The organism is Patiriisocius sp. Uisw_017 (assembly GCF_047731265.1).
Taxonomy (GTDB): domain Bacteria; phylum Bacteroidota; class Bacteroidia; order Flavobacteriales; family Flavobacteriaceae; genus Patiriisocius.
In genome coordinates, this window is sequence record NZ_CP159835.1 from 3753139 (window position 1) to 3768853 (window position 15715).

General features: G+C 32.1%; 17 protein-coding genes. 1 reads left to right on the plus strand and 16 read right to left on the minus strand.

The window, feature by feature from the left end; translation table 11 throughout:
* Nucleotides 1-142 precede the first annotated feature (142 nt).
* Nucleotides 143-265, plus strand: coding sequence for a hypothetical protein (locus ABXT67_RS16935; protein ID WP_415375209.1), 123 nt, complete (start codon nt 143-145; stop codon nt 263-265).
* Between the two features lie 712 nt (nt 266-977).
* Here ABXT67_RS16935 and ABXT67_RS16940 read toward each other — a convergent pair.
* The 16 genes from ABXT67_RS16940 to pseF form a co-directional block, all read right to left on the minus strand.
* Nucleotides 978-1808 carry a glycosyltransferase family 2 protein gene (locus ABXT67_RS16940; protein ID WP_415375210.1) on the minus strand — a complete coding sequence of 277 codons (831 nt, stop codon included), beginning with the start codon at nt 1806-1808 and terminating at the stop codon, nt 978-980.
* A gap of 475 nt (nt 1809-2283) precedes the next feature.
* Nucleotides 2284-3414: a glycosyltransferase gene (locus ABXT67_RS16945; RefSeq protein WP_415375211.1), complete on the minus strand. Its 1131-nt coding sequence runs from the start codon at nt 3412-3414 to the stop codon at nt 2284-2286.
* 21 nt (nt 3415-3435) lie between these two features.
* Nucleotides 3436-4551, minus strand: a complete 1116-nt coding sequence (locus ABXT67_RS16950; protein ID WP_415375212.1) for an EpsG family protein — start codon at nt 4549-4551, stop codon at nt 3436-3438.
* Entirely contained in the window at nt 4551-5180 is a 630-nt protein-coding gene (locus ABXT67_RS16955; protein ID WP_415375213.1) for a glycosyltransferase, read from the minus strand. Before ABXT67_RS16955 ends, ABXT67_RS16950 begins: the two co-directional genes overlap by 1 nt.
* Before the next feature lie 456 nt (nt 5181-5636).
* The gene (locus ABXT67_RS16960) at nt 5637-6722 is read right to left on the minus strand and encodes a glycoside hydrolase family 99-like domain-containing protein (protein WP_415375214.1); all 1086 of its coding nucleotides are present in this window, start codon (nt 6720-6722) and stop codon (nt 5637-5639) included.
* Complete coding sequence (locus tag ABXT67_RS16965; RefSeq protein ID WP_415375215.1) at nt 6723-8150, minus strand: oligosaccharide flippase family protein; 1428 nt, start codon at nt 8148-8150, stop codon at nt 6723-6725. It lies immediately after the preceding gene.
* A gap of 4 nt (nt 8151-8154) precedes the next feature.
* The gene (locus ABXT67_RS16970) at nt 8155-9447 is read right to left on the minus strand and encodes a hypothetical protein (RefSeq protein WP_415375216.1); all 1293 of its coding nucleotides are present in this window, start codon (nt 9445-9447) and stop codon (nt 8155-8157) included.
* Nucleotides 9448-9598: 151 nt separating this feature from the next.
* Nucleotides 9599-9727 (minus strand): hypothetical protein, encoded by a 129-nt coding sequence (locus ABXT67_RS16975; RefSeq protein WP_415375217.1) that lies wholly within the window; start codon nt 9725-9727, stop codon nt 9599-9601.
* A 15-nt stretch (nt 9728-9742) separates the two neighbouring features.
* Nucleotides 9743-10777: a pseudaminic acid synthase gene (pseI, locus tag ABXT67_RS16980; RefSeq protein WP_415375218.1), complete on the minus strand. Its 1035-nt coding sequence runs from the start codon at nt 10775-10777 to the stop codon at nt 9743-9745.
* Nucleotides 10778-10784: 7 nt separating this feature from the next.
* Nucleotides 10785-11495 (minus strand): PIG-L deacetylase family protein, encoded by a 711-nt coding sequence (locus ABXT67_RS16985; RefSeq protein WP_415375219.1) that lies wholly within the window; start codon nt 11493-11495, stop codon nt 10785-10787.
* Entirely contained in the window at nt 11473-12156 is a 684-nt protein-coding gene (locus ABXT67_RS16990) for a methionyl-tRNA formyltransferase (protein ID WP_415375220.1), read from the minus strand. Before ABXT67_RS16990 ends, ABXT67_RS16985 begins: the two co-directional genes overlap by 23 nt.
* Before the next feature lie 5 nt (nt 12157-12161).
* Nucleotides 12162-13103, minus strand: coding sequence for an ATP-grasp domain-containing protein (locus ABXT67_RS16995; RefSeq protein WP_415375221.1), 942 nt, complete (start codon nt 13101-13103; stop codon nt 12162-12164).
* Between the two features lie 9 nt (nt 13104-13112).
* Entirely contained in the window at nt 13113-13808 is a 696-nt protein-coding gene (locus ABXT67_RS17000) for a metallophosphoesterase family protein (RefSeq protein ID WP_415375222.1), read from the minus strand.
* Nucleotides 13805-14470 (minus strand): SDR family NAD(P)-dependent oxidoreductase, encoded by a 666-nt coding sequence (locus ABXT67_RS17005; RefSeq protein WP_415375223.1) that lies wholly within the window; start codon nt 14468-14470, stop codon nt 13805-13807. The genes ABXT67_RS17000 and ABXT67_RS17005 overlap by 4 nt, the downstream gene beginning before the upstream one ends.
* A gap of 3 nt (nt 14471-14473) precedes the next feature.
* The gene (locus ABXT67_RS17010; RefSeq protein ID WP_415375224.1) at nt 14474-15040 is read right to left on the minus strand and encodes a GNAT family N-acetyltransferase; all 567 of its coding nucleotides are present in this window, start codon (nt 15038-15040) and stop codon (nt 14474-14476) included.
* Nucleotides 15015-15710: a pseudaminic acid cytidylyltransferase gene (pseF, locus tag ABXT67_RS17015; protein WP_415375225.1), complete on the minus strand. Its 696-nt coding sequence runs from the start codon at nt 15708-15710 to the stop codon at nt 15015-15017. Before pseF ends, ABXT67_RS17010 begins: the two co-directional genes overlap by 26 nt.
* Nucleotides 15711-15715: the final 5 nt, after the last annotated feature.

Sequence of the window (15715 nt, forward strand, 5' to 3'; positions counted from 1 at the left end):
CATCGTTTTTCCTTCTGACAAGATACGTTCTAAAAGATCAGAAAATTGTTGCGGGTTAGGTTCATTCTCATTCTCAAACCAACCAAAATAGGCTGTATGGCTTAAAAGCTCTTTATATTTTATTCCCTTAAGAGTTCCTTATATGCCAGCATTAAATGCCGTAAAACGATTGTCTCCTTATACTGCACCTTTTGTAACTCCAGCTTCTCCAACTATATTTGGCGTAAAATATGGGGAACCCTTGGTGTTGCCTCTAAACGAATAGATAATATCGTTTTAAATACTAAGATTTTTGAATGTAAACGCGTTTTACCTACCCTATCATAATTCATTAGGAAATCTCTATAACTCCATCTAACAGAAAGTTTATTGTTAAATAAAGGAATGGTTATAAAGTCAGAAAGTTAAAGGTTAAGACCTGGAAAAGCACGAGCATTGTTTGATATTGCCAGATTACCATTTGACGAAAACAATCTGTTCCAAAGCACTTCACCTTATTTAACTCCTAGATGTAATTGCAGCTTATTGTCTCACAAACCTAAAATAAAGTTCATTGACAAACAATTCATTTTTAGATGCTACATTACCGATAAATGCAGCTTTATAAGAAACATCAAATTCATCTTCAAAAGTAAAAAAATCCAATAACAAAGCGTTTTTTAATTGAAATACATTGCTGTTTTTTATTTGACCAAAACTATTGGAGTTCAACCAAAAAGTAATCTATATGTTACAAGATAATATCCTAGTTGATTCTAATAAATCTGAGATTTATTTTGAGCACCTACTTGTAAGATTCCAACAAAATAATCACCTTTAGAATAAAGTGTTTATGTTTCATATACACTCTTTTATTATTGAATGGTAATTTACATTATTCTTAATTTAATTAAATAAATCAGTCTTTGTGAAGCTTAAGCACCTGTTTCGTCTTATCAATTTCTCTAGTTGCTGGAATTTTTTTCACAACCCTAATATTATTTTTGCCGCTTTAAATTTAGCAACGTTTTTTTATTAATTCTTGATCTTTCCTTGTCAAAAGCCCAACCCCATTTATTAAAATACTTGATAGCAGATTTAATATGATACGACAATAATTTTTTGTTTTTATAGGACCCCTTTTCATAATTATGAACTATTTCAACTTTTGGGTAATACACTAACCTACTAATCTTACCTATTCTGCGACATAAATCAACATCTTCAAGATACATGAAAAATCGCTCATCAAAGCCTTCAACTTTTTTTAAAACAGAAGTTCTAATCATCATAAAGCAACCCGACAAGATTGGAATTTCCGCTTCTTCATTATAACAGTAGAAGCGTAATTCATATCTATTTTCAAGTCTCTTTTTAATCCCCTTAAAGGGAATAAATCGTCTTAATATAAGGTCTTTTGGAGATGGTATGAGTTTACATAAATTTTGTGTGTCTCCATTTGGGTACACAATTTTTGGCATTAAGAGGCCAATTGAAGCATCTGACTCTGTCTTATAAATTAAATCCTTTATAATTGAAGGATCAAAATACACATCTGGATTTAATAAAATATGATAATCACTTTCTAATTGATATGCTCCATTAAAAGCAATATTGTGAGCGGCTCCAAAGCCTACATTGGTATTGTTAAAAATATATTTAACTCTAGAGTCACTGCAAAGTGCGCTAAGTGAATCAGAAGCTGAGTTGTCAACAATAAAAAGAATTGAAGTTGAACCATATCCTAAGAACGAATCGATAACTTTTTTGATGTCTTCTTTAGAATTGTGATAGACTACGAGAGATGCGGTTATTAAAATATCTTTCATTATTTGTTTTTAATGCATTTTTTAAAATTCATAAATCTATTTTATTTGACCCATATTTTCCCCATCTAGGAGGTTTAAAATTGAAAATCATAATTGGCTATGCTGGCATACCAGCAGCAATAAAATACTCTGGCAAACCTTTTGAACCCACAAAATTTTAATCAACAATAGTCGCTTTTTAAAATGTAAAATGCTTAAAATAAGTAATTTGAACACGTCCATTTATTTCTTCATTCTTTCCAATGGTTAAGCAAAATCTACTCTCGTTATTTAATAGAAAAGCCTCCATCCTGCGGCCAAAACCAGTTGTAAAATAGTCGCCGGCTTTGATCTGGCGTTTATTTTTAATGTAAAAAAAGACGAATTAATTTTGCACTGCTAAAAAATAGTTTTGTGTAAAATAATGACCGCACTAATTTTGTAGTTCCAATTAAACCATATTTTTTTATCCTACTTATCTTTGTTTAGATATGATTTATTTTAAGAGTGTCTCAAATAATTCGTCCCACCCATTTACAAAAGGTTGTTCATAGTCAATAGCATCTGTTTTATCAAACACCAATTTATTCTCTGAAGCATTTATAATTAATTCAGATAATTGGACAGCATCATCAGGGTTAAAAAAACTCACAAAATCGTAGTTACCAAGGGTTTCTTTTGCGTAGGGTAAATTAGAAACAAACATGGGCTTGTTAAACTGTTTAAATTCGCTTAGGGGTAATCCCCAAGTTTCTAATTTTGACGGAAAAATAAGACCATCACATTCTGAATAGTGTTTGTACACTTCTTCTCTTTTTATCAATCCAATAAATCTAATATTATCTAAATGTTTATATTTTTTAATAATTGCCTTAGAATACTTGTTTTCTGAACCATCAATTGTAATTATAACTTCAACGTTTTGACTTTTTTTCTCTAACAACAATCTCATAGCTTCACAGATAACTTCAATGTTTTTAAAAGGTCTCGGGAATGTTGGGAAAAAGAACACTTTTCTAGAAGCCTCTTTATTATTCAATTTCTTCTTGCTTTTCTCCAAATATTTACTTTCAATTTTAGGAACTTCTGGCGGCGCTATAATAATTTTATACCTGCCGAGATTGAACATCGCTTCAAATTGATTTTTAATCCACAACTGCTGGACGATTACATATTTGTTTTTTTTAATATTTATTTTATATAAATATTTATAAAACAACCTGAAAAAAAACTGTGTTGGTTGCACATAAATATCACTAAAATTTAACGTATTAAAAGGTGATGGATTATGACAATACACAGCTTGACTCACATTACCAAGACTAGGTGACATATCGTGTAAAGACAACCAAAAAAACACATTATGCTCTTTGGCTAAGCTTTTAAAATAAAAATATTCATAATACAAGCGGTAGGCATAAGATGTTCTTGATTTTGGGAATTCTATAAACGCTATATTGGCATACTCACTTTCATCAAACAAGCCCTTTTTATGTACTAAAGCGATGAACCTATATTGATTTAGATAACTACTGTCATTTAAAAACACCAAACAGTCTGTTAATACAGACAAAGGTCCTCCTTCGAAAAAATTTATGGCTGATATTACTATATTACGTTTTGACATATTCTCTTAAAATTGAATTCTTTAATCTAGTCTGTATCTATGGAAATCAGGGTTAATAAAAACCCCTTTATATGGTAAAAACAAATCTGGATAGCCTACTATAGATTGAAAAAACAAAAAAAGCGTAACTATAAATAATAGTAAAAGTAAATTGACTTTATAATGCTTATTTTCTATCAATAAAAATTGGGAAGCTATAAGCAATACTTCCATGGTAGCAAAATATAAACCTCCCCTGTTGACTATAACCAATATAGAACTCGAGAATAGAAAATAAATAATGAGTCCAACAAAATAACCATTAAAAATTATTTTGTAGTATGACAGTTTCGCTGTTAAATATTTGTAGTTATAAATAAATATCCCTAGAAAAAGAAATCTCTTAATCAACCCCATTATACCAAGTCTGTATTGTTCGGGGTCCTCTTGGTATCTTTCTGTATAAGCCAAGACTTTGGCTGAACCCATACCTCCAATATTATCTCCTACAAAAGAAAAAGCTAAAATTGGTAAGCTTGTTTTTCCTATAATAAAGGAGACTCCAAGTATTGCAATGATTAAAGATTGCTTTATATCTTTATTTAAAAAATAATATACACTGAAAAGAATCGCTGAACTATGAAATAAAAACGCTAATCCAACTAAAAGAAAAAATTTAAGCGCATTTTTATTTACAACATATCGCAATGCAAATAAACAAATCCCTAAAGCAATTAGTTGCCTATTGGATCCCATTACACCCATGCTTGTAGCATAGAACACTAATAATGAAATAAAAATATAAGGGCTCAGTCTTTTAAATGCTGAAAAAACCAACACATAATAAAGTAACGCATGCACCACAAGAAATGCAGTGTAACTGCCCATTAAGTTTTTTACTATTAAAACAAAAAAACTATATCCTTGCTCAAATCCAGTTATTGTCAAATATACATCTGAGATAGTTCTTATTTCTTCAAAATGCACTAGATAGGTTTCCCAGTCTGTACCTGTTTGCCAACGAAATCCAACTTGAAAAACAAAAAGAGCATACACCGCAAACAACATGCCATTATGCTGAATAGATGTAAGACTTGTTCTTAATTCAAGGAATGAAAAAATCAATAAAACCACTAATGTAAATATGTATATACTCATTACATTAAGTTTTTATATAAGGCGCTAAATTGACTTAAAACATATGTATTAGAAAAATTAGTAGTGTAATATTTCTTATACGGTCCACTTAGCTTCTGTTCAGCAAAATCGAGTGTATCGATAATACTCTCGACTGTATTCTCAAACAAAAATGCTTCAGAGATAATAACTTCTGGGATTGCGCATTTATTTGAAGCAATTACGGGTTTATTAAATAAATAGCCTTCAATAATTGGCAAACCAAAACCTTCTGCATATTCCGCCGGCATCAATACCATATCACAGACCGAATAATAGGTAATGAGGCTCGCGTCATTTATATAGCCTAAAAGCTTTATGTTCTTTAAATTCAATGTTTCTATTTGATTGCCATAAAAATCATACAATGGACCTTTACCTGCAACAAAAATTTCAAAATTACTGTCTTCTAATTGCTCAGCTACTTTTATGAGTAAATCGATTCTAGCCCTTTCTTCCATACTTCTCACTACGAACACCTTGGTTTTATTAGGATCAAATTCAACTATTAATTCAGCTTCATTTTTAGACTTGCTTTTTAGGCTAAACTTTTCTAGATGTGATGTATTAGGTATAATTACAAAATTTTCTGAAGTGGTGAATAAACTCATTTTTTTTGTGAATTCAGATATAAAATGAACAAAACCTACCCTGAGATACAAGATTTTTTCTAACACATAAAACACACTTTTTAATGTATGTTTATTTACTTTATTTTGGTAATATAATGCGTCGTGAACCGTAAGCAAATTTGTTTTATACATACAAGCTATACTCATCAAAGCATTATGCGAGTGAATAAAAATTGACTTCTCCTTTCTTTTAATCCTCATTATAAAGAAATTGAAGACGAAAAATTTCAAAAAATTAGCTTTAATACCTATACATAACAACCCATTATATTTATAAACACTTGTTTTATCATCCCAATGTATATAATAGTTTATGTTACTATTTATAGCTTTTGATTGAAAATCAATAACATTTTCAACCCCTCTTTTATGCTTTAACATATTGTTAAAGCCCAAATACAAGACTTTCGTATTTTTAAAGGTGTCTTTCATTATTTATTTAACAATATGCTTTTTAAGTGCTTCTAAATGCTTTTTACCCCAACGTAAATCTGGCTCCATATAATTTCCTTCTGCCCACTCATTCCATGATTTTAAAAAAATGATTTTATTCTCAGGTTTTTTAGTGTCGACAATATCTACCACTTCTTTTACATGTTTTTCGAAATAGGCTGGTGTTGAATTTGTTAAAACCAATCCCTCCCTTCCACTGCGAGCAGTATGATCCCAACCAGGTATTATACTTGGGAAAACATTTTCTATTTTATCTTCTTCAGGCGAAATAAAGTATTTGGACACTGTTTTATATGGGTATGCTAATGGCACATTTCTGAATATCCTATTCAATCTATTATACACCTTTTGACTAAAGGTGCGATGGTTAAGGGTATAGTTAAAAAGACGTGTCGTATTTACTGCATCAAATCCATTGGCTAACACCTCTTTAACATTAAACTTTGAATCAATACAATGACCCACAAAATAGATTTTTTCCAATCCATTTTCTAGCGCTAGTTTTTGCCATGTCTCCATAAACAAGTTAACTCCTGGTTCACCTACAGGTTTATAAATCATAAATAATGGTCTCCCATTAATTGTAATATATCTCTTGTCTTTTAATGCAGGAAGTACTTCATAAAAATGTGCGGTATAATCTTCTATCCCAGGATATAATTGCTCTATTAAAATATTACGATTGGCCATGCCGTGGGCAAATCCTTTCCAAGTTTCATTGGCCCAAGCTAAACAAAAAGGAAAATCAGGTTCTCCTGAATCCAAAACTTCCTTAAAAGGTCGTTCTATTAAGCGTTTACCATTGCCAAACCAATAATGCCAATAGATGAATCCTTCAACTCCATATTCGCGTGCCATGTCTGCTTGCGCTTTTCTAGTCTCAGCAACTCTTAAATCATAATACCCCAAATCTGCCGGAACTCTGGGTTGATAATGCCCTTTAAATAAAGCCTTTGCTTTACCTACATTAGTCCATTCTGTAAACCCCTTTCCCCACCAAGTATCATTCTCTGGAATCGGGTGGTATTGAGGCAGATAAAATGCGATTACACGCGCTTTTTTATTCATTTAGCTTTCTTTTTTTACAAAAACTTTAATCATTTTAATCGGGTTGACTGAAAGCATTAAAGATATAACAGCTACAGCAGTAAGTAATACAATAGATTTTAAGATTATGGAAAATAGTAAATGCTCAATAATTACTACATAAACCATCACATAAATTGTTGAAGCAACCAGTAGACAGCTCATAATAGGCTTCCAATGGCTTACTTTTAACCTAGAATACCAGATAGAAATTAACAACATTATTGTCATTGAAAAACTGGAAACAACAGCAGCCGTTATTAGACCATACTTCGGAAGAAATAATATATTTAAACCTATACTTATTATTGCACCCGTCATATTTATTAGTGAATTTATTTTTGTTTTTTCCTTAGAAATAATGATAGTTCCGTAGAGCATGCTAAGTGAAGAACTATACACGCCAATTATAATCAGCGGTACATACCAAAATGCATCATGAAATTTAACATCTGTCATAAGTAAGAAAAATTCTTTTGAAAAAACACTCAAACAAAGCACCCCGATAAGTAAAACATACACAAAACTATTGCGAATGTTTTCGAAAATATTTATAAAATTATCCTTGCCCCAATTTTTAAAGATATAGGGTTCAAAAGCTTTATATGCTCCAAACGAAAAAATATTGAGAATTAATGCAATCGATGCCGCTACACTATATATCCCTAGGTCATTTAGAGTTAAATATTTATCTATTAATATGCGGTCAGAAATTGTTGTAAGGTAGTACGCTATGGATCCTGGAAGAAGTGGTAAGGAAAATATAAGGACTTTTTTTATTTGCTTAAAACACAAGTTCCAAATAATATGACCACGAATCATATACAGGAAAACAAATGCAAAAATAAAATTGACAATTAAATTAGCGTATAAAACACCTAAAGCTGTGTAATCAAAAAATATAACTAATACCAAGGTTAAAACGAATGCAATAATACCTCTCGAAACATTTAAAATCGTTAAGGGCATCGGTTTTTCTATCACCCTAAACAAAGCAGCTGGTAATATTGAAAACAGATTGAAAAAGTTAGTGAAAATCGCAATAACTATATATGGATAAAAATGAATATTACTGCCTAAAGTATTAAAGAGATGCTTCCCAAAAAACAATAAAATAATAACGACAACTGCGTTAAATAAAATGATAAAAGAGGATAGGTTCCCTAATAACTTTTTTTTCTCTTCACTAGTTTTACATCGATAGTAAAAGACTAAGAAGTAGGTATTAACACTCAAAAAACCTAGCGCAAGTAAAAATGTATTTAGGGTATTTACATAATTTACAATCCCGTAATCTGAGGGAGTCAAATACACTGTTAGTATTGGCAAAGAAACAAAGCCGATAAGCCTAGGGATAATGTCTCCTAAGGCATAAATAGTAGTGTTCTTAATCAAATTACCTCCACTCATGTACTTAGTTGATTAAGTCTTTTAAAACCGTTAGATCAAATTCTTGAATAAAGTCGTGTACTATAGTATAATCTGTCATAGCATTCGCTTTAATCATTTTTTCCAATTCAAATTCATCTTCAGCCATCATCAATTTTTCCTCAGAACCATCAAATGGAGGCACCGCTTTATAACCAGACATATTTACGCCATCTTTATCTTTTGGATCAAATGCAATATAATTTACACCTTGCATTAATGCCTCCAAAACAACGGTTGAATTAGCACCAATTACCAATGATGATTTATTAAGCGAAGTTGTTAGTGCTTCAGAATCTAAAACATAAAAATCTGAGTCCAAAAATGGATACATCCATTTTTTATTAATGGAAGGATGTGGTCTATATCTTGCCTTTTTAATTCCAAGTCGCATTAAAACTTTTTGTACTTTATAAAGATACAACACCACCATACTAGGATCATTAACCACTGGCTTATTATAGGTATGTTGATGCCAAGTTACAGATGATACGGGAATAATCAATATATCAGAAAGGTCAGATCTCAATGTCTTTTCCTTTTCCAATTTTTTATAAATAGGATGCCCAACAACTTTAACTTTTGAAGGTTCAAACCCCACATCAATATAATTTTTTCTAATTTTTTCACTCCAAACCATTAAATAGTCTGACCTATTGTCTACCTCTTTACTGTAAAGCCCTGGCATACCATGGCTAAAAACAAAAGATGGGCGATTCATTTTTTTGAAAATATCAATACTGTACTTGCTGTAAAAATATTGATCTGTATATAAAAATAAAGCTCTAAAATCTTGTTCCTGATATTGTGCTAAAAGATATTGTTGAAATATTTCTAGCGCGTTATGAAATTTAGAATCTAAGAATAAATGAAAATCATCATTTCTAATTCTATCTTGAATGTTTTTACACCATTTTAATGTTTTATAATCTCCAAAAATATTTTTCTTTCGCAAGGGGTGCCATATTGGCGAATAGGAATCAAATCCTATTTGGGATAGTGAATTTACCTCCTTTTGAGGCAATTTTAATGTAGATAATATCTTTACGTTATTTGGTTGATTTACCCTAGATTTCATTAACAAAGCATTTATATATTGGTATAAGCGCTTTAGCTTCTCATTCATATCAATTGCTCTATTTCTATAATATGCCTCAGCGATATGGGTTTCTGAAACATACATTTGCCAGTCTAACTCTGCTTTAAAAAAGTCAATGTATTTTTTTGATAATTCATTATCAGCAGTATCTACTAAATATTTAATAAGGTAATTATCCATTGAAATAAAATTACTTTTTATAAAATATAATATCTGAAAGTTCTTTCTACTTTCAGATTGATAAATTGTTTAGATTAATATTTGCAGCATATATAGATGAACCTTCTATATTTTCAAAAGAAGTGTAATAACTCATCTACAATATACCATCTTAGATAATCATTCCTGGGCAAGAACCATCACCACTACTCGGGATTTGTAAAATTTCCTTATAGGTACTTGTATCTATGTCATATACGCCTAAGTAAACAAATCCAAATACATCGCCAGAGAAAATCATCTTATTTTCATCTGTTTATAGAAATTCAAATTTAAACGCAGTTCCCTTTTCAATATCAATATTGACTTGTTTGCCTAAAACTTCATTATAAAACTTTGGGTGGATACCAAAACCTGGCCGAATAGACCGTATGTTCTGCTTTGTAAGGATACCACCACTTTTAATATCTTCAACGATATATAGTGATCTGCAAAAATCACGACCTTTTCGCTGTTTTTCAGTCAAAGCATAATTTACAACTCCAATAGCAAGCTCCGCCTCTCGTACTGCTTTTACCATTTCAGTAAACTCTATTTCATTCATTGAAAAAGAAGCATCTGGACCACCAATTGATCGGTCGAGAATGAAATGTTTTTCAATAATTCTTGCACCAAAGGCAGTTGCTACAAGTGGAACTGTGCTTCCCATAGTATGGTCAGAAAGTCCAGATATTACATTATACCGTTCTGCCAAATCCTTTACCATACACATATTTGCTTCTTTAATGGGCGCAGGATAACTTGAGGTACACTTTAACAATGCGATATTATTATTCCCCATTCTCTTGCAGGCATCGAGTGCTAATTCTATATCTTCTTTCTCAGCAATACCGGTAGATATAATGATGGGTTTACCTTTGGAAGCGACCAATTCAATTAAAGGAATGTCTGTGATTTCAAAGGATGCGATTTTATACGCAGGAACATTTAGTGATTCTAAAAACTCTACTGATGTTGCATCAAATGGGGAAGAAAAACAAATTAAGCCCTCCGCTTTAGCAACTTGCATTAACTCTTCCTGCCATTCCCACGGCGTATATGCCTTTTGATATAACTCGTGTAAATTTTGATTCTCCCAGATAGTTCCTTTAACAATAAAATCATCTTTATCTGAAGCAATAGTCATCGTATCTGCTGTATAGGTTTGAAGCTTAATACAATCTGCCCCTGCCCTCTTTGCCGCTTTTACAGTTTCTATTGCCGTTGCAATACTACCATTATGATTTGCAGATAACTCAGCAATAATAAATACTGGTGAGTTTTCATTTATTTCAAAATTCTCTATTCTCATATTCTAATTAATTTATTGATCTTACCAAACAAAAGGCTTCAGCAAAACGAGTTCCTATAATTACTCCCCATCGTTGAGCTTGTATTTTTAATGCTTCTGGCGATCTAGGGTGTGGATATGTGCGACGTTCAAACTCATAACTTTCCATTCCTTCAATTTTCGCATTTAGATTTTTTTCTGAAACACTAAAAAATAAATTTGGTAAAAAATGTCGTGGATCGGTTGGAGATCTCCATTCCGTTCCGGAGGGCGTTTCAAAGGTAATAATTGTTTTTACACGTTCATCCTCTAAAGGTCTACAAGCAGTAATAACCGCTTCAAAAGTTCTTTGATGGTCTATATTTACATCCCCGCCGTGATGTGTAAATATTACATCTGGAAGAAAGGAATCTTTCTCCTTTTCTATCACTTTAATAATGTCTAATAAAGCAACGGTATCAAATCTATTATCTGGAAAATCAAAGACACTGCTGCTATGAAACCCTATAGATTCGTGCGCATTTTTGATATTCTCTCTATGTGTTAATAATTCCTTTTGCCATTTTTCAACATCTCTATCGTCTGATCGTGATGTAATCCCCTCACCAAGTATAACAACATGGGTCTTAACTTGGTAATCTAATATCAATTTATGGAGCGTTGCACCAAGTCCTAACAATTCATCATCAGGATGGGCAACCACAATCATTATTTTTTTATTTCTTAGAGATTCTAACATGGGCTGTAACTATTTCATCATTTGTATTAAAATTGGCATTGGTAAACTCAAGTTTTAAACCTGAAGTCTCTAAAAAAGCATGAGGATATCCCTCTGCATCTAGCATGCGGATGTAATCATAGGCTATTTTTAGCTCTTGCACTTCCACAATATTGCTATCTTCTGGGCTACGTCTTTTAAATTTTACAATGTCACCTTGCTGTGTTTTCGGGGTTATCGCTTTAGAGATTATTTCTATAATCATTCCTTCTATGATCTGGTTGGTTCTTTTAAAAATGTCGGTTGCTGTACCTAATAAGGTCAAGTCTTTTTTCAGGTAAATGGGTCCTGCATCTAATTCTTTTACAACTTTGAGTGCCGAAATTTTCGTTTCAGTATGACCACGTACTATTAGGTTCTGTAAAGGGCTACCTCCTCTTCCGTAAGGTAAATCTGTCATATGAAAGACAATACATTCGTAATTTAAGAATATTTCAGAAGGAATAATAAAAGACCAATGTGGGATGAAAATTTTATCAATTTTATTTTCTGCTAAGAACCCTGCATTAAAATCACTTTTTTCATTAATTAAAATCCAATTAATAGCCCCAAACTGTGTTTGCAGCTGCGGAAATAGGGCTTGATTCCAACTCTTTTCAGATACTATTGCGTAGTTAGTCATGAATCTTATTTTATATATTCTTGATACCCTTTATAAAAACAGCTGCCCGCTTCCGGTTTTGTATAGCCAGAAATCTCATTCCCAAGCAGCTCTTCGATAGACCATTTTAGGTCATTAAATCCTAATAAATGCCTAAATAAAATGGTGCTAGAAACGCGTGGGTTTATTTCAAAAACAATTGGTAATCCATTATGAATTCTGAGCTGAACATTAATGCTTCCCCGCAGTTGTAATAGGCCTGCCATTTCAATCAACAACTTGCTAATCTTTTTATCTTCTACTAGTTCTCCATAACCACTATATCCTCCAGATGTGAGCTCCCGTTTAAAAATAATGTTTCTATAGGCACCGTTTTTAGTTCCATAAATGCAGCAAGTAAACTCGCCCGCTTCACCATCTAGTAATTCTTGAAAAATTAAGTCATCATATTTTTTTGCCAGAAACTTAAACTCCTCGGTATTCTCAACTATAAATATATTAGCGCTTCCTGCCCCCGTATTGGGTTTTGCTATTACAGGAAAGATGACATCTGTACTATCTGTTGTATACAAAACAGGATTAGGTAAGTTATTTTCTTTTAAAAACAGACAAGTTTTTGTCTTATTGAAACCTATTTTCCTAGAGAAGTGATTTGCCATCAAAACTTTAGCGCCATTAACAATAGGCTCATCTGTAAAGTTTTGCGTATAAAATCTTAGTTCAGGCTCTGAAACGGGTATGATTACATCAATGTTGTTAGCAGTAACGAATGCTCCAATCTTAATTAGATAATTTTCATCAGTTACTCTTGGTCCAATCTCGAAGTGATCAAACACAAATTGGGCGGCATTATGTTTAGAGATATCTAAACCAAAAGACGCACAATTTGATTCTTTCAAAATTTTACCGATACTTTGTCCTATGTCTCCTCCACAACTGGTAACGAGAATATTCAAGTTCCTTTCCATTAGTTAATATTATCTGTTCAAAATTTCTGATAAATACACTACTCCACTATCTTTTTCAAGTGTCTCATTGAGTAATTTATCAATACTATACGCTGTTGTTTTCAATTGAAAACTCTTAGTTGCCAAATCAATAATTGCCCAAGATGCCTTCCCGCCTTCTTGACGAGATTGACCTACTGAACCTGGGTTTATCAAGATACTATTTGCATTTTCTATCGCAAATGCATAATGTGAATGCCCTATTAAAACAAAATCATGATCCTTTGAGTCACATTTTAATATAATATCTTTCTCACTGTCTGGATAAATATAAAAGTCATTAGACCAAGGGCTTCCATGACTCATTAATATAGACACTCCATCAAATTTAACCGATTTAGTTTCGGACAAACCCTGTAAAAAACGCAATTGATCTCTTGTCAACTTGTTGATAGCTTCTTGATGACCACTACCATATTTTAATCGAATAGATTCACCTAATGACGAATCAGCTATTAAATCCTCTAGTATTTTTTCATGATTCCCTTTAATAATATCGAAACTCCATTCTGAAAGGATCTCCAATATTTTATCAGGATGGTAATAATATCCTACAATGTCTCCAAGAACTAATAGGTGTTCTATGTTCTCTCTCTTTGACTCTTTTAGTACTTCTATCAATGCATCATAATTTCCGTGAATGTCTGATATTACCCCTATTTTCATGAAATTGTATGTATTATTTCCTTGGCAACATCTCTAGCCGACTGAAGCTTTCCTTCTTTTTTTAATCGTTGAAAATCTGAAACATCTGGAGAATCACTATCTCTGATATTTTTTTGCATACCAGTATCTATTAACCCGGGGTCAATATTAAAAAAGGAATGTTGTTCGTATTCCTTCTCGGCAACATTAAAAAACATTTTTACGAATGCCTTTGTTGAACAATAAAGCGACCAATTATTAATGGCTCTATTAGCCGCGCCAGAACTAATATTAACAAATGATAATTTATTTTCCTTAAAATTACGAAGTATGTATTTAGTAATCTGAACAGTCGCTTTAACATTCACTCCAATAATAGTGTCAATAGCCTCGTCATCTAGGTCTTCTATTTTAGCTATTGGATCAATGATACTCGCATTGGTTATAAAACAAATTTCATTACCCGAAATAAATCTATTGATTTCTCTAAGTCTTTCAGAAATACTATTACTCGACAGGTCCATTTTTAGTAAATGAAATTTTTCTTTGGAATAGTTACGTTGTGCCTCGCTCAACCTTCTTGAAATGGAAATAATAAAATTATCTTCACCTTCAATTAGCAGATCAACAAGAGCCTCACCCAGACCTCTATTTGCACCAGTAATTATAAATACTTTTTTCATTGACTATAGTTCATCTATTGTATTAAACTTAGCGTGTATAATCACATCCTTAAACGCTGAGTTAAAAAAACAATGGTTTTTTAATGTAGCTTCTTTAGAGAAACCAGCATCTTCAATTGGTTTATAAAGATGCGGCCTGAGGTCAAAAGCATAGGTGAAAATTTTGTGAAGATACAGCTCTGTAAAAGCGATCTTCTCAATCAGTTCTAAAAATAACTTCCAGTGTTTTGAAAAATTATCTTTTTCTAAAGCAGTATTCATAACAAAAGATATCTCCGCATTTTTATCAATCCAATTAATATGAACCAACCCACCATAACCAATGCAGGTATCACCTTCTAAATATGAAAACAGCAATTGACTTGGCTGTTCTTGTTCAAAAAGCGCATTTACCACTGTTTTAAAGTAATTTTCCTGATCTCCTTCGGTTAGTGGTTTGTCTTGGCGTAAATGATAAATTTGCTCATTCCTCCACTTCAATATATCCATTCGATCTTCATACCGAATTGGAACAATAGAGAAGTTTCTACTAGAATAACTTTGCCTATTTAAGGCTTTGTAAAAGTTCATATTTTAGTTCTGCTAATTTCCAATCCATTTCTGTGTCAATATCTTGTGCTTCCATTTCCGAAATAATAATACTTCCGGTAATATCTGTCAAAATAGCACTCTTTTCAATACATTTAAGTGTGTTCATCCAATAAAACTGACCCGCATCATGGTAGCCTTGTTCCAAATCTTGAGATCTTGTTAATGAATATTGAGGGTAAAAGAATTTAGTTTTATTATCACCATCTATTTTTAAAGCCCTTTGAATGGGGAAACTAAATTGCATGATTGGTAGTACACTGTCAAACTTTTCACTTTTAAGCAATTGAAATGCTTCTTCTAGTTTTTTTGATGTCGTTAATGGTGCGCAAGGGTAGAGGCAACAAATGAACTCAAATTGTTTGTTAAGCAATTTATATTCTGAGACCACTTCTTGAATAACATCAAAAGTAGTTGCAAAATCGTCTGCGTTTTTTTTACTTCGGAAAAACGGAACACTTGCCCCATATGTTTTAGCTATTTCTGCGATCTCATCATCATCTGTAGAAACCATAATTTCATCAAACAAACCCGATTTAATTGCCGCTTCAATAGAATATGAAATGATAGGTTTTCCTGAAAAATTTTTAATGTTTTTCTTTGGAATACGTTTGCTCCCACCACGGGCTGGAATAACTAATAAGTTGGCCATTTTAT

What these genes read in the sequence shown, in the direction of transcription:
- ABXT67_RS16940 (WP_415375210.1), bottom strand. Translation starts at nt 1,808, where the DNA reads ATGAAAGATATTTTAATAACCGCATCTCTCGTAGTCTATCACAATTCT.
- ABXT67_RS16990 (WP_415375220.1), bottom strand. Translation starts at nt 12,156, where the DNA reads ATGACTAACTACGCAATAGTATCTGAAAAGAGTTGGAATCAAGCCCTA.
- ABXT67_RS17005 (WP_415375223.1), bottom strand. Translation starts at nt 14,470, where the DNA reads ATGAAAAAAGTATTTATAATTACTGGTGCAAATAGAGGTCTGGGTGAG.
- ABXT67_RS16945 (WP_415375211.1), bottom strand. Translation starts at nt 3,414, where the DNA reads ATGTCAAAACGTAATATAGTAATATCAGCCATAAATTTTTTCGAAGGA.
- pseF (WP_415375225.1), bottom strand. Translation starts at nt 15,710, where the DNA reads ATGGCCAACTTATTAGTTATTCCAGCCCGTGGTGGGAGCAAACGTATT.
- ABXT67_RS16995 (WP_415375221.1), bottom strand. Translation starts at nt 13,103, where the DNA reads ATGGAAAGGAACTTGAATATTCTCGTTACCAGTTGTGGAGGAGACATA.
- ABXT67_RS16950 (WP_415375212.1), bottom strand. Translation starts at nt 4,551, where the DNA reads ATGAGTATATACATATTTACATTAGTGGTTTTATTGATTTTTTCATTC.
- ABXT67_RS16985 (WP_415375219.1), bottom strand. Translation starts at nt 11,495, where the DNA reads ATGTTAGAATCTCTAAGAAATAAAAAAATAATGATTGTGGTTGCCCAT.
- ABXT67_RS16960 (WP_415375214.1), bottom strand. Translation starts at nt 6,722, where the DNA reads ATGAATAAAAAAGCGCGTGTAATCGCATTTTATCTGCCTCAATACCAC.
- ABXT67_RS17000 (WP_415375222.1), bottom strand. Translation starts at nt 13,808, where the DNA reads ATGAAAATAGGGGTAATATCAGACATTCACGGAAATTATGATGCATTG.
- ABXT67_RS17010 (WP_415375224.1), bottom strand. Translation starts at nt 15,040, where the DNA reads ATGAACTTTTACAAAGCCTTAAATAGGCAAAGTTATTCTAGTAGAAAC.
- pseI (WP_415375218.1), bottom strand. Translation starts at nt 10,777, where the DNA reads ATGAGAATAGAGAATTTTGAAATAAATGAAAACTCACCAGTATTTATT.
- ABXT67_RS16955 (WP_415375213.1), bottom strand. Translation starts at nt 5,180, where the DNA reads ATGAGTTTATTCACCACTTCAGAAAATTTTGTAATTATACCTAATACA.
- ABXT67_RS16975 (WP_415375217.1), bottom strand. Translation starts at nt 9,727, where the DNA reads ATGATTTTCTCTGGCGATGTATTTGGATTTGTTTACTTAGGCGTATAT.
- ABXT67_RS16970 (WP_415375216.1), bottom strand. Translation starts at nt 9,447, where the DNA reads ATGGATAATTACCTTATTAAATATTTAGTAGATACTGCTGATAATGAA.
- ABXT67_RS16965 (WP_415375215.1), bottom strand. Translation starts at nt 8,150, where the DNA reads ATGAGTGGAGGTAATTTGATTAAGAACACTACTATTTATGCCTTAGGA.
- ABXT67_RS16935 (WP_415375209.1), top strand. Translation starts at nt 143, where the DNA reads ATGCCAGCATTAAATGCCGTAAAACGATTGTCTCCTTATACTGCACCT.